This is a genomic window from Pseudomonas botevensis, from assembly GCF_019145475.1.
Classification (GTDB): domain Bacteria; phylum Pseudomonadota; class Gammaproteobacteria; order Pseudomonadales; family Pseudomonadaceae; genus Aquipseudomonas; species Aquipseudomonas botevensis.
The window spans coordinates 68,641-82,136 of record NZ_JAHTKI010000008.1; the positions used below are offsets into that span (position 1 = coordinate 68,641).

The following is a 13,496-nucleotide window of genomic DNA, read 5'->3' on the forward strand; positions in this document are numbered from 1 at the left end:
CCTCACCCTCTCCCGGAGGGAGAGGGAATCGACCGAGTCAACTTTGCCAGCTCCGCCGACCTGAACGAGCTTCATCAAATCCAGAATCGCCAAGGTCTTTCAGGTCGGCGCTGGACGTGAGACACCTCTGTCGGCTCCCTCTCCTCCGGGAGAGGGCTGGGGTGAGGGGAAGCAGTTACTCGTTATCCAAACCCTTGCGCCGGTACGGGAAAACATCGATGACCTTCCCCGCCCGAATCGCCTCCTGCAAACCCTTCCAGTAATCGGCGTTGTACAACTCGCCATGCAACTGATCGAACAGTTTGCGCTGCGCCGAATCGGCAAACAGAAACGGTGGAAACTCTTCGGGGAACACATCCAGCGGCCCGATCGAATACCACGGCTCCGAAGCCATCTCATCCTCGGGGGTGCGCGGCGGCGGGATGTGGCGGAAGTTGGCTTCGGTGAGGAAGCAGATTTCGTCGTAGTCGTAAAACACCACGCGGCCGTGGCGGGTGACGCCAAAGTTCTTCAGCAGCATGTCGCCGGGAAAGATGTTGGCCGCCGCCAGTTGCTTGATCGCCAGGCCGTAATCCTCCAGCGCTTCACGCACCTGGGCTTCGTTGGCGTTGTCCAGGTACAGGTTGAGCGGGGTCATCCGCCGTTCCGTCCAGCAGTGGCGGATCAGCACGGTTTCGCCTTCCACCGACACCGTGGAGGGCGCCACTTCCAGCAACTCCTCAAGGCATGCCGGATCGAACTTGCTCAGCGGAAAACGGAAATCGGCGAACTCCTGGGTATCGGCCATGCGCCCTACCCGGTCGACGCTTTTCACCAGGCGGTATTTCTCGATCACCGTTGCGCGGTCGACGTTTTTCGACGGCGAGAAACGGTCCTTGATGATCTTGAACACGGTGTTGAAGCCCGGCAGGGTGAACACGCTCATGACCATGCCGCGCACGCCGGGGGCCATGATGAATTGATCGTCGGTGTTGGCCAGGTGATTGATCAGCGCGCGGTAGAACTCCGACTTGCCGTGCTTGTAGAAACCGATCGAGGTGTACAGCTCGGCGATGTGCTTGCCCGGCAGAATGCGCCGCAGGAAGCCGATGAACTCCGCCGGCACCGGCACATCGACCATGAAATACGAACGGGTGAAGGAGAAGATGATCGACACATCGGCTTCGTCGGTGATCAGCGCGTCGATCTGGATGCCGTGGCCTTCGCGGTGCAGGAACGGAATCACCAGCGGCCACTGTTCATCGCGGGTGTAGATGCGCCCGACCAGGTACGCGCCCTTGTTGCGGTACAGCACCGAGGAAAACAGCTCGACGCTCAGCTCCGGATCCTTGCACACCCAGTCCGGCAGGTTCTCGCGCAATTGCGCTTCAAGGCGCTGCAAATCGCGCGGCAGATCGGCGTAATCCTCGCTGAACCGGAAGTCGGCGAAGATCTTCTCGAGCATGGCCGACAACTGGCCCTCAGGCTTATAGGTCCGGGTCTGCGCGGCCCGGGCGCGGCGCAGGCTCGGGCGGGTGGTGTGAATGAACATGCAGCCGTCGCTGATCAGGTCATGACTGAACAGCCCGCAGAAAATCGAGTTGTACCAGGTTTCAGACAACTCATCGTCGAAGCGCAGGTCGATGATGCTGATGTAGGCGCTTTTCACCAGCGGCCAGCAACTGACATCCATCAGCGTCGGCGCCTCGAAATACTCACGCAGGCGCGTCACCGTTTCGCTGACCTTCTCTTCGTAGAGATTGATCCGTGCCGCCGAGGCCGTCTGGATCTCCTGCCAGCGCGCTTGTTCGAAGCGTTCCCGGGCGCCATCGGTGATCCGCCGGAAATGCTCGCGGTAGTCGTCGAAGCCGTCGAGGATCATGCGGGCGATGTCGGTGGCTGGCCATGGCTGCGGCATAGATGAAACCTCTGCGTGCATGTGGAAATCCGTGGCTGAGCTTAGCCACGGAAGCGGTCACAGGAGAAGCGCAATTTCTGCCAATTGCGCGACGGGGTTGTACAACGACACAGTTTTTATCAAAGTTTTTTTAATCGACCGTTTGGTCAGCAATTGCCCTTTCGGGTTCTCCCGGCAGATCGCCGCCAGCCCACGGATTCTCCGGGTTTCGGATCCAATTTCGAGCCAGCATCTCTAGCGTGCGGCTTTGCTGCGAATGCGCCGGCCTGGCCATCTGCCTCCTCAGAGCTTTCGGATTGGTCTTACCAAAATAGTGGCACTTTGATATACAGCCCGCCACTACCCGCCTGACAACAAGATCCTCGATCCACGAGGACGACCTCTCTCTCAAAGCCCAAGGAGCTTATTGATGTCTATTCGGAATCTGCGCATAGGTTTACGAGCCAGTCTGAGTTTTGCCGTTTTGGCCGGTCTGCTGATGGTGGTCGGCCTGTTTGGCCTGGGCCAGATGAAAGCCCTGCGCGAAAGCGCGGCGGTGATTGAGGAGTCGTGGATGCCCAGTATCGAAAGCATTCATGACAGCGCGGCGAACATCGCCAGCATCCGCCTCGAATCCCTGCGCCTGATCACCAGCACCCAGGCTGCCGTTCGCGAGCGCAGCAAAGGCCTCCTCAAGGCCCAGCGCCAGGAATTGCTCAAGCGCCTCGACGACCACAAGGCCTTGGTCGCCAACGATCAGGAACGGCTGATGCTCGACGGCTTGAGCGCGGATACCGCCAAGTACCTGAGCATCCTCGACCAGATCATCGGGAATATCGACGCCGGGCAAAACGAACAGGCCTACAACCGCCTGAGCACTGAACTGGCGCCGCAAGGCACGGTGCTCGACAAAACCCTGGAGCAGATGATCGGCCTCAATCAGCAAGGCGCGGATGCCGCCGCCAAAGCGGCCTCGGCGAGTTATCAGCGGGCGTTGTGGATCGTCACGACGATCATCGTGATCGCTCTGGTCGCCCCCCTGCTGCTGGCCTGGCAACTGACCCGCAGCATCACCACACCGATCAATCAGGCCCTCGACGTGGCGCGGCGGATTGCGGCCGGCGACCTCAGTGGCCGGATCGTCAGCAGCGGCAAGGATGAAGCGGCACATCTGCTCGAAGCCCTGGCCGAGATGCAGAACAACTTGCGTTCGACCATTCGTGGCATCAGCGAGTCGGCGCAGCAACTGGCCTCTGCCGCCGAGGAAATGAGTTCGGTGATGGAGCAAAGCACCCGTGGCCTGCAACAGCAGAACGACCAGATCGAACAGGCCGCCACCGCCGTCACCGAGATGAGCACGGCGGTGGATGAAGTCGCGGCCAACGCGGTGTCCAGCGCTGAAGCGTCCGAGGCGTCGAACGAGGACAGCAAGCACGGGCATGTGCAGGTCAGCGAAACCATCAGCTCGATCCAGGAACTGGTCAGCGCGGTACTCGGTGCCTCGGAACGTGCCGAAGGCCTTGCGACGCAGGCGCAGGACATCAGCAAAGTGCTCGAAGTGATTCGCGGCATCGCCGGGCAGACCAATCTGCTGGCGCTCAACGCCGCCATCGAAGCGGCGCGGGCCGGTGAGGCCGGGCGCGGATTTGCGGTGGTGGCCGATGAAGTGCGCTCGCTGGCGCAGCGCACGCAGAACTCCACGGAAGAAATCGAGCTAATGATCAGCAGCATCCAGCAAGGCACCGGCGCCACCGTCGGCGCGCTGCAAAGCAGTGCCGAACAGGCTGGCCATACCTTGCGCCGTGCCAACAGTGCCGGACAGGCGCTGGAGAAAATCACCGCGTCGATCTCGCAGATCAACCAGCGCAACTTGGTGATCGCCAGCGCCGCCGAGCAACAGGCACTGGTCGCGCGCGAGGTCGATCAGAACCTGGTGACCATCCGCGATCTCTCGACACAAACCGCTGCCGGTGCCACCCAGACCTCTGCCGCCAGCCAGGAACTGTCGCGGCTGGCGGTCGACCTGAACGGGCTGGTCACGCGCTTTGTGATCTGACGGAAAGTTAAATGCCCGAATAGCGGTTGCCATCGTCAGGGCGCTCGGCAACACTCTCGTCCCGATCAAGGAAGGAGACCCGCCGTGAGCCCTGTCGATATTTTCCGTTTGTTGTCGCTGGCAGCCATCTGGGGCGCGAGTTTTCTGTTCATGCGCATCATCGCGCCGGTGATCGGCACGATTCCGACGGCGTTTTTCCGCGTGTCGATCGCTGCCGTCGGTCTGCTGGTGATCCTCGGTCTGATGCGTATCAGCTGGGACTTCAAGGGCAAACTGAAGACGGTGATGCTGCTGGGCCTGATCAATTCGGGCATTCCGGCGACGCTGTATTCGGTGGCGGCCCAGGTGCTGCCGGCCGGTTATTCGGCAATCTTCAATGCCACCACGCCGCTGATGGGCGTGTTGATTGGCGGCTTGTTCTTCAGCGAAAAATTGACCGCAGCCAAGCTCGGCGGAGTGTTCCTCGGATTGCTCGGCGTCGGCGTGCTGACGCGCGCGGGTCCCGTGGCATTCGACCTGCCATTGCTGATGGGCGCCCTCGCCTGCCTGCTCGCCACCACTTGCTACGGTTTCGCCGGATTCCTCGCGCGGCGCTGGCTGGATCAGGCCGGCGGGCTGGACAGTCGCTTGTCGGCGCTGGGCAGCATGCTCGGGGCGACGTTGTTCCTGCTGCCGCTGTTCGGCTACAGCGTCGCCACCCAGCCACCGGCAAGCTGGGGCGGCTGGAATGTCTGGCTGTCGCTGCTGGGCCTGGGCCTGGGTTGCACGGCGTTTGCCTACATCGTGTATTTCCGTCTGCTCAGTTCGATCGGCCCGGTGAAGTCGATGACCGTGACCTTCCTGATTCCGCCATTCGGCGTGTTGTGGGGGGCGTTGCTGCTCGATGAGCCGCTGTCGATGGCCCATGTGTATGGCGGGGTGTTGATTGCGGCAGCGTTGTGGCTGGTATTGAAACCGACGGCGGTGAAGCCGGCCGAGGTGGCGGTACGCTAGCGTTGTCGCGGCTGAATCAGCCTTCGCGAGCAAACCCGCCGCCACAGCGGGTTGCTCGCGAAGGTGAAGCGAGGGTTATTGAGTCTTACGGAACACAAACGCCAGACCAATGATGATCAACACCATCCCCAACACGCTCAACGCGGCCAGACGATTGCCGAAAATCAGGTAGTCCATCACGGCCGTCACCGCCGGCACCAGGTAGAACAAGCTGGTGACATTGACCAGATTGCCCCGCGCGATCAGGCGATAAAGCAACAGCGTCGCCAGCACTGACACCACCAGGCCCATCCACAGCACCGGCACGATGAAACCGCTGCCGTGTTCGAAGTGAAACGGCTGGAACGGCACGAAAATCCCGCACAGCAACAGCCCCGCCAGGTACTGCACCGGCAGCGTGCCGAGGGGATTGTCGGTGATGCGTTTCTGCATGATCGAGCCGAACGTCATGCTCGCCAGCGCCAGCAAACCGAACAGCATGCCCGCCCAGGACATCCCGGCCAGACCGATGCCCTGATACACCACCATGATCAGTCCGGCCAGGCCCAGCGCCAGACCGAACATCCGGCTCGCCGAACGCTGGCGCTCCATCAGCACCACGGTCAGGATCGGCTGCACGCCCATGATGGTCGCCATCACCCCCGGCGTGACTTTGCAGTCCAGGGCCAGCAGATAAAAGATCTGATAAGCCCCCAACAACACCACGCCGGTGGCAATCGCATACAGCATCGGCTTGCCGCCCTTGGGCAATTTCAGTTTGAGCAACGGCGCCAGCAGCACCAGTCCACAGAGGGCAATGGCGAAGCGAAACAGCAAGAACGCAAAGGGCGAGGCATGGGCCAGGCCCCACTTGGAGAAAATCGCCCCGCTGCTCCACAGCAGAACGAACAGGCTCGTGGACGTCGCCGCGAGCGCGGACTTTTTCGAAAGGACAAACATGAATACCACCTGTAGTCAGGCACATGGCCAACTCAGCCGAAGCTGAAATTCAGTAGGTTTGTTCAGGCGGGCACAGGGGTCAGCAGAAAACGCCGATCAGCCCGAAACGCCAACGCCCGGCGGTGATACGACTGCGCACACCGGCGTGCTACTGACAGGTGGAGGGTAATGACTGATCTGCACAGGCTGCTGATTCCCGCACGGCACGACGCCAGCGTTGACCGCTGAATCGACTACCGCGTTGATGAGGGATGCAGGCATTTGGGCTGATCTTTTTCGAGGGAGGAAAAGTGGGTCATGCGACTCACGAGCGCCGACTATAACCAGCACCGGACATGGATTGCAACGACTTGGACAAAGGGCCAGCAGCGACAGGCCACAGGGAGGTGAATAGGCTGATTGGCAACGGCAGCGCCCAACGACGGGGTACAGGGAATGCAAGAGATCACATGCCAAGGGAACGGACATATTTGCGGTATCAGTTGTATCGGTCACAGGCCAGGAAACAGGCCGGTATTACTTTCGCAAAACTACAGAACGATTTGGCGCAGCGAGGGATTGTGGATGTCGATCATTCCAGAGTTCGCTTTGAAGCGATCGATGCCTTGGCACTGAATGCCTATGACGAATGGCTTGATCCTCATTTCTCCTGGCAGGAAGTTGTCAGGTGGAAAGCCAGAGAACCCATGGGCTTCGATCTGGCAATCTGGTTTGATCAGGAGCTATGCGGACTCTGCTTTGCAAATCCCAATCAAAGCCGGTTGCGCGTCAAAATCGTACGCCTGGAAGGCAAGCCGGGAAACGATCACCCGCTCAAGAGCCGCGTAGCGACGTTTGCTTTGACCGCCGTCACTCACTTCGCGCGGATCATTGGCAGCAAGCAAATCGAAATTCAGGAACCTCTCCCGGGAGTGATTGCTCTTTATCGACAACTGGGTTTTGAGTTCGATACAGAGGGTCGGCTTGTGAAGCTTATTGACTAAGACTAGTATCGGGAAACCTGTTCATTTAATGATCAATGTCGGGAACGCCATGAAAGCTGTCGTTGAAAACAAAGTCTCAGCCCCCCCATCGACCAGAGCCGATAGAAAGCGCTCTTGTGAAGAATTGTCTGAAAGGGAGTTGCAGCGAATCAGAGAGGCATTAGCAAATCCCGCCGTTGAGGAACCTGGGGGGGTTCTCGCCGGCGCCTCGTTCGCTTTCCCTGCATAAAAAAACCGCTCACTAAGAGCGGCTTTTTTATTGCATCCAGCCTCAACCAAACAGCCAGTACCCCAACAACGTCAACACCGCCACCGCCAGCACCGGCCGCATCACGCGATAGGCCTTGGGATTACGGCGTTTCCACTGTTTGACCACGCCGCTGAACTTGTCGCTGAAGTTCTTGCTCCACGCATACGCCTGATTGATCCCGCCGACGCGTTCGTCGTCGAGGTTCTGCGGTGCCGTGGCCCGACCCAGCCAGCCGCTGATGAAGCGGTTGATGCGGGTCATGAGGCGGTTGCTTAGCGGCCGTTCGATGTCGCAGAACAGGATGACGCGGGTCTTGTCGGTTTCGTTCTTGACCCAGTGCACGTAGGTTTCATCGAACATCACGTCTTCACCGTCGCGCCAGGCGTAGACCTGGCCGTCGACGAAGATCCGACAATCGTCGGAGTTCGGTGTCGACAGCCCGAGGTGATAACGCAGGGAACCGGCAAACGGATCGCGGTGCGGGTTGAGGTGACTTCCGCCCGGCAGCAACGCGAACATCGCCCCCTTCACATTGGGAATCGCGCTGACCAGCGCCACGGTTTTCGGGCACAGGGTCTCGGCCGACGGAAGCGGTTTGTCGTACCACTTGAGGTAGAAACGCTTCCAGCCTTTCTTGAAGAACGAACCGAACCCGGCGTCGTTATTCTTCTCGGCGGCGCGGATGTAACCCTCGTCAAACAGGTGCATGGCTTCGTCGCGGATGGTTTCCCAGTTGTCGCGCAACACATCCAGTTCGGGGAATTTGCTGCGATCCAGATAAGGCTTGGACGGCACGCCGGAGAACAGGTACATCAAGGCGTTGTACGGGGCGAACAATGCCGAGTGGTTGACGAACTGACGCAGTACTGGCAAACGCGCCTTGCCGCGCAAATGCACATAGAGAGTGCTGCCCAGAAACAGCAACAGCACCAACGCCTTGGCGGCTAAAGGAAAGGTCATCAACAACTCCTTGAAAAAAGACACGCTGCACAACGCCATTTACCCGGCATGGCAGCCGGCCATGATAAACACTACCGGCGCCGGGAAACACCCGCCAAACCCAAGATTCAGTATTAAGGATTGCGCAACAAAGCACTTATTAACATATGAGTCCTGAACCCTGGCTGACATGGATCATGAAGATCAATGGATCGCAGCGTTGGGTTGCGATCCCTGGCTCAACGGCTTATTGCTGGGTCTCCTGCTCGGTGAACAGGTCGCTGAACAGCATGCTCGACAGATAACGCTCACCGGAATCCGGCAGCACCACGACAATGGTCTTGCCCTGCATTTCCGGGGTTTCCGCCAGACGAACGGCAACCGCCATCGCAGCCCCGCAAGAAATTCCGCACAAAATTCCCTCCTCCTGCATCAGGCGCAGCGCCATGGCCTTGGACTCGTCGTCGGTGACCTGCTCAACGCGGTCCACCATCGACAGATCCAGGTTCTTCGGCACAAAACCGGCACCGATGCCCTGGATCTTGTGCGGGCTCGGTTTGATCTCTTCGCCCGCCAGGGCCTGGGTAATCACCGGGGAAGCCGTCGGTTCCACGGCCACCGAGAGAATCGGTTTACCCTGGGTATTCTTGATATACCGCGAAACGCCGGTGATGGTTCCGCCGGTGCCGACACCCGCCACCAGCACGTCGACGGCGCCGTCGGTGTCGTTCCAGATTTCCGGGCCGGTGGTCTTCTCGTGGATCGCCGGGTTGGCCGGGTTATCGAACTGCGCCGGCATGAAATATTGGTTCGGGTCGCTGGCGACAATCTCGGTCGCTTTATCGATCGCACCTTTCATGCCCTTCGCCGGCTCGGTCAACACCAGCTCTGCGCCAAGGGCCTTGAGAACTTTACGTCGTTCGATGCTCATCGAAGCCGGCATGGTCAGCATCAGTTTGTAACCACGGGCAGCGGCCACAAAGGCCAGGCCGATACCGGTGTTGCCCGAGGTCGGCTCGACGATGGTCATGCCCGGCTTGAGCCTGCCGCTACTTTCGGCGTCCCAGATCATGTTCGCGCCGATCCGGCACTTGACCGAGTAACCGGGGTTACGCCCTTCGATCTTCGCCAGGATAGTCACGCCACGCGGCGCAATACGGTTGATCTGCACCAGCGGCGTATTGCCGATGGAATGGGCGTTGTCAGCAAAAATACGGCTCATGACCGGGTCCTTAAGCAGCGTTGAATTCAGCGCTCCAAGGTAAGCCTGTTGCCCCTGTCAGTCCAGTCGGGTCGAACGTCTGCGGCCACCGGAAGTCAATCGCTTACATTGTCCGGAAATCGCCGTCATGAAGCGTCGCTACAGCTGGCCGTTGTGGACCCTCGCCACCGTTGTCGTGTTGCTGGTTGCCCTGCACATCGCCCTGCCCTATCTGGTGCGCGATTACCTGAACGACAAACTGGCGAACATGGGCGATTACCGTGGGCAGATCACCGACGTCGACCTGGCGCTATGGCGCGGTGCCTACAAGATCAACGGGCTGAAAATCGTCAAGGTCGACGGCAAGGTGCCCGTACCGTTCGTCGATGCGCCGCTGATCGATCTGTCGGTCAGTTGGCATTCGCTGTGGTACGACCATGCGGTGGTGGCGCAAGTGAAGTTCTTCAAACCCCAGGTGAACTTCGTCGATGGCGGGGCCAACAAGCAGAACTCCCAGACCGGTCAAGGCACCGACTGGCGCGCGCAACTGGGCAAGCTGCTGCCAATCACCCTCGACGAAGTGCAGATCCACGACGGGCGCATCAGCTTCCGCAACTTCAACTCCAAACCGCCGGTGAACATGAACGCGACCCGGGTCGAGGCCAGCATCTATAACCTGACCAACGTGGTCGACAAACAGGGCAAGCGCGACGCCACCTTCGAAGGTAAAGCCTTGCTACTGGGCCACGCACCGCTGGAAACCAGCGCCACCTTCGATCCGCTGAGCAACTTCGAAGACTTCGAATTCCGCCTGCGCGCCCGCGACATCGAACTCAAAAGCATGAACGACTTCGCTTCGGCCTACGGCAAGTTCGACTTCAACGCCGGCCACGGTGACGTGGTGATCGAAGCCCAGGCCAGCAAGGCCCAGCTCAAGGGCTACATCAAACCACTGCTGCGCGACGTCGACGTATTCAACTGGCAGCAGGACGTGGAAAACAAGAACAAGGGCATTTTCCGTTCGATCTGGGAAGCATTGGTCGGCGGCACCGAAACCGTGCTGAAGAATCAGGGCAAAAACCAGTTCGCCACCCGGGTCGAACTCAGCGGCAGCGTGCATCAGCAAGATATCAGCGCGTTCGAAGCATTTTTGCAGATCTTGCGCAACGGCTTCATCCAGGCCTTCAACGCCCGGTATGAGCGGCCGAAGCCGGAGGCCGGTTAGGGTTTTCGGCTGACAATGTAGCGACCCGACTCCTCCGCCGCCAGGGAGCCCTGTTGCAACGAGTCCCAGCCCAGACAAGCCAGAGCCAACGAACGGGGAACCGCCTCACGGCCATTGCTGTAGCGACTGATGCTGCGAGGGCTGACACCCAGCGCTTCGGCAGCCTGCACCAGTGGCAACCCCGTACGGGCGCGCCAATCGATGAAGATCCGGGTGTTTTCGTCCACCGTATTCTGTGCCAACGCGTCCCGATACAGCGTATCGGCGCCAATCTGAATATCCGGCCCCGGCCACTCCACGCTCCAACCGTCGTCTTCCAACGTGGCCGTGGCGAATACGCCGGGATCGAGCAGCGGACTCAAACCCGGGTATTTGTACAGATCACGGCTCAAATCGAGGGTCAGTTGCTGGTCGTCGATAAAGGTCAAAGCCAGACGCCAGTCCCCTAGTACCTTTACTGCCGACAATCGTGGCCGCTTCATGGGTAGCATCGTTTCCAGTCCTCCAATAATTGAGTCTGATGGGCCGCGACCCAAGCTTGCGCCTCTTTAATGATCAGCGACGGCACCTTGCCCATCATGACCTCTAAGGTTTCCAGGCTCAGCATCACGTCCACCCCGCCGCCGGTCAGGTGTACATGGGGCGGCGGGTGATCTTTTTCGCGCAACTGAATGCGGTATTTATCTCTAAATCGGTATTTGGTAGACATGCAACAGAAGCTATCGCCAAATCGGCGATACCTGAATACTGGCCATCGGCCGAGACTGAGTCAACATGTGACGCTCCATTCAGAGACTGAATAAGCCGTCTGCGTTCACAGTCGACCGGACTGCGCGTTATAGTCGGGCATCCGATTTTTTCGCCTCCGCCCTGCCCGTGCAGGTCGGCGTTACCGTTCGAGGATTAGCAGATGAAGTTCGAAGGCACCCAGGCCTACGTTGCCACCGATGACCTGAAGCTGGCGGTCAACGCCGCCATCACGCTGGAGCGGCCGCTGCTGGTCAAGGGCGAGCCGGGCACCGGCAAGACCATGCTCGCCGAGCAACTGGCCGAATCGTTCGGCGCCAAGCTGATCACCTGGCACATCAAGTCCACCACCAAGGCCCATCAGGGCCTGTACGAGTACGACGCGGTCAGCCGTCTGCGTGACTCGCAACTGGGCAATGAAAAAGTCCACGACGTGCGCAACTACCTGAAGAAGGGCAAGCTCTGGGAGGCTTTCGAGTCCGAGGAGCGGGTCATTCTGCTGATCGACGAAATCGACAAGGCCGACATCGAGTTCCCCAACGACCTGTTGCAGGAACTCGACAAGATGGAGTTCTACGTCTACGAGATCGACGAGACCATCAAGGCCAAAAAGCGCCCGATCATCATCATTACCTCCAACAACGAGAAAGAACTGCCGGACGCGTTCCTGCGCCGCTGCTTCTTCCACTACATCGCTTTCCCCGACCGCACCACCCTGCAGAAAATCGTCGACGTGCACTATCCGGACATCAAGAAGGACCTGGTCAGCGAAGCGCTGGACGTGTTCTTTGATGTGCGCAAGGTGCCTGGGCTGAAGAAGAAGCCTTCGACCTCCGAACTGGTCGACTGGCTGAAACTGCTGATGGCCGACAACATCGGCGAAGCGGTGCTGCGCGAGCGCGATCCGACCAAGGCCATCCCGCCGCTGGCCGGCGCCCTGGTGAAAAACGAACAGGACGTGCAACTGCTTGAGCGCCTGGCGTTCATGAGCCGTCGCGGCACCCGTTAAGAGGCTGAAGCCATGTTGCTCAACCTGTTCAATGAAATGCGCGCCGCCAAGGTGCCGGTGTCGGTGCGCGAGCTGCTCGACCTGATCAACGCGCTGAAACAGCGCGTGACCTTCGCCGATATGGACGAGTTTTACTACTTGTCCCGGGCGATTCTGGTGAAGGACGAACGGCATTTCGACAAGTTCGACCGCGCCTTCGGGGCCTACTTCAATGGCCTGGAAAAACTCGACGATCACCTGCAGGCGCTGATTCCCGAGGACTGGCTGCGCAAGGAATTCGAACGCTCGCTGACCGATGAAGAACGCGCGCAGATCCAGTCCCTCGGCGGGCTGGACAAGCTGATCGAAGAGTTCAAGAAACGCCTGGAAGAACAAAAGGAACGCCACGCCGGCGGCAACAAATGGATTGGCACCGGCGGCACCAGCCCGTTCGGCTCCGGCGGTTTCAACCCGGAAGGCATCCGGGTCGGCGATGCCGGCAAGCGCCAGGGCAAAGCGGTGAAAGTCTGGGATCAGCGCGAGTACAAGAACCTCGACGACTCGGTGGAGCTAGGCACCCGCAACATCAAGGTCGCCCTGCGCCGCCTGCGCAAATTCGCCCGTCAGGGTGCAGCGGAAGAACTGGACATCGACGGCACCATCGACCACACCGCCAAGGATGCCGGCCTGCTCAACATCCAGATGCGTCCGGAACGGCGCAACACGGTGAAGCTGTTGCTGCTGTTCGACATCGGCGGCTCGATGGACGCCCATGTGAAGATCTGCGAGGAACTATTCTCGGCCTGCAAGACCGAGTTCAAACACCTGGAGTATTTCTACTTCCACAACTTCATTTATGAGTCGGTGTGGAAGAACAACATGCGCCGCACCTCAGAGCGCACCTCGACCCAGGACCTGCTGCACAAGTACGGTGCCGACTACAAAGTGATCTTCATCGGCGACGCGGCCATGGCGCCTTACGAAATCACCCAGGCCGGCGGCAGCGTCGAGCACTGGAACGAGGAGCCGGGTTACGTGTGGATGCAGCGCTTCATGGAGAAATACAAGAAGCTCATCTGGATCAACCCGTATCCGAAGGACACCTGGAGCTATACCTCCTCAACCAACATCGTGCGCGATCTGATCGAGGATCAGATGTATCCGCTGACGTTGCGTGGGCTGGAGGAAGGGATGCGCTTTCTGTCCAAGTAGATAGGCGTCGCCAGTAATGGCCTCTTCGCGGGCAAGCCCGCTCCCACAGGGTTGTGAACAGCACACATCCTGTGGGAGCGGGCTTGC

The 13,496-nt window shown here is 59.6% G+C and carries 12 protein-coding genes; 6 read left to right on the top strand and 6 right to left on the bottom strand.

Going from position 1 to position 13,496, the window contains the following annotated elements; translation table 11 throughout:
• Positions 1–175: 175 nt before the first annotated feature.
• Positions 176–1,897, bottom strand: a complete 1,722-nt coding sequence (aceK, locus tag KVQ74_RS12370; protein ID WP_217831366.1) for a bifunctional isocitrate dehydrogenase kinase/phosphatase — start codon at positions 1,895–1,897, stop codon at positions 176–178.
• A gap of 478 nt (positions 1,898–2,375) precedes the next feature.
• Between aceK and KVQ74_RS12375 the strand changes: the two genes are divergently transcribed.
• Both KVQ74_RS12375 and KVQ74_RS12380 read left to right on the top strand, forming a co-directional pair.
• Positions 2,376–3,932: a methyl-accepting chemotaxis protein gene (locus tag KVQ74_RS12375; protein WP_404822676.1), complete on the top strand. Its 1,557-nt coding sequence runs from the start codon at positions 2,376–2,378 to the stop codon at positions 3,930–3,932.
• Between the two features lie 84 nt (positions 3,933–4,016).
• The gene (locus KVQ74_RS12380; RefSeq protein WP_217831368.1) at positions 4,017–4,925 is read left to right on the top strand and encodes a DMT family transporter; all 909 of its coding nucleotides are present in this window, start codon (positions 4,017–4,019) and stop codon (positions 4,923–4,925) included.
• A 75-nt stretch (positions 4,926–5,000) separates the two neighbouring features.
• Here the strand turns inward: KVQ74_RS12380 and KVQ74_RS12385 are convergent, their stop codons facing one another.
• Positions 5,001–5,864, bottom strand: coding sequence for a DMT family transporter (locus KVQ74_RS12385; RefSeq protein ID WP_217831369.1), 864 nt, complete (start codon positions 5,862–5,864; stop codon positions 5,001–5,003).
• A 449-nt stretch (positions 5,865–6,313) separates the two neighbouring features.
• Between KVQ74_RS12385 and KVQ74_RS12390 the strand changes: the two genes are divergently transcribed.
• The gene (locus tag KVQ74_RS12390) at positions 6,314–6,847 is read left to right on the top strand and encodes a hypothetical protein (protein WP_217831514.1); all 534 of its coding nucleotides are present in this window, start codon (positions 6,314–6,316) and stop codon (positions 6,845–6,847) included.
• 271 nt (positions 6,848–7,118) lie between these two features.
• On the opposite strand, the gene KVQ74_RS12395 is transcribed toward KVQ74_RS12390, so the two are convergent.
• Positions 7,119–8,057 carry an aspartyl/asparaginyl beta-hydroxylase domain-containing protein gene (locus KVQ74_RS12395; protein WP_217831370.1) on the bottom strand — a complete coding sequence of 313 codons (939 nt, stop codon included), beginning with the start codon at positions 8,055–8,057 and terminating at the stop codon, positions 7,119–7,121.
• 226 nt (positions 8,058–8,283) lie between these two features.
• Positions 8,284–9,258: a cysteine synthase A gene (cysK, locus tag KVQ74_RS12400; protein WP_217831371.1), complete on the bottom strand. Its 975-nt coding sequence runs from the start codon at positions 9,256–9,258 to the stop codon at positions 8,284–8,286.
• A 127-nt stretch (positions 9,259–9,385) separates the two neighbouring features.
• On the opposite strand from cysK, the gene KVQ74_RS12405 reads away from it, so the two are divergent.
• Entirely contained in the window at positions 9,386–10,462 is a 1,077-nt protein-coding gene (locus tag KVQ74_RS12405) for a DUF748 domain-containing protein (protein ID WP_217831372.1), read from the top strand.
• On the opposite strand, the gene KVQ74_RS12410 is transcribed toward KVQ74_RS12405, so the two are convergent.
• Positions 10,459–10,953: a DUF2442 domain-containing protein gene (locus KVQ74_RS12410; protein ID WP_217831373.1), complete on the bottom strand. Its 495-nt coding sequence runs from the start codon at positions 10,951–10,953 to the stop codon at positions 10,459–10,461. The genes KVQ74_RS12405 and KVQ74_RS12410 overlap by 4 nt on opposite strands.
• A complete protein-coding gene (locus KVQ74_RS12415; protein ID WP_217831374.1) occupies positions 10,941–11,171 on the bottom strand; it encodes a DUF4160 domain-containing protein in 231 nt (76 codons plus the stop codon). The genes KVQ74_RS12410 and KVQ74_RS12415 overlap by 13 nt, the downstream gene beginning before the upstream one ends.
• A 201-nt stretch (positions 11,172–11,372) precedes the next feature.
• Between KVQ74_RS12415 and KVQ74_RS12420 the strand changes: the two genes are divergently transcribed.
• Positions 11,373–12,218 (top strand): AAA family ATPase, encoded by an 846-nt coding sequence (locus KVQ74_RS12420; protein WP_007911294.1) that lies wholly within the window; start codon positions 11,373–11,375, stop codon positions 12,216–12,218.
• Positions 12,219–12,230: 12 nt separating this feature from the next.
• A complete protein-coding gene (locus tag KVQ74_RS12425) occupies positions 12,231–13,409 on the top strand; it encodes a vWA domain-containing protein (RefSeq protein ID WP_217831375.1) in 1,179 nt (392 codons plus the stop codon).
• The last annotated feature ends 87 nt before the right edge of the window (positions 13,410–13,496 follow it).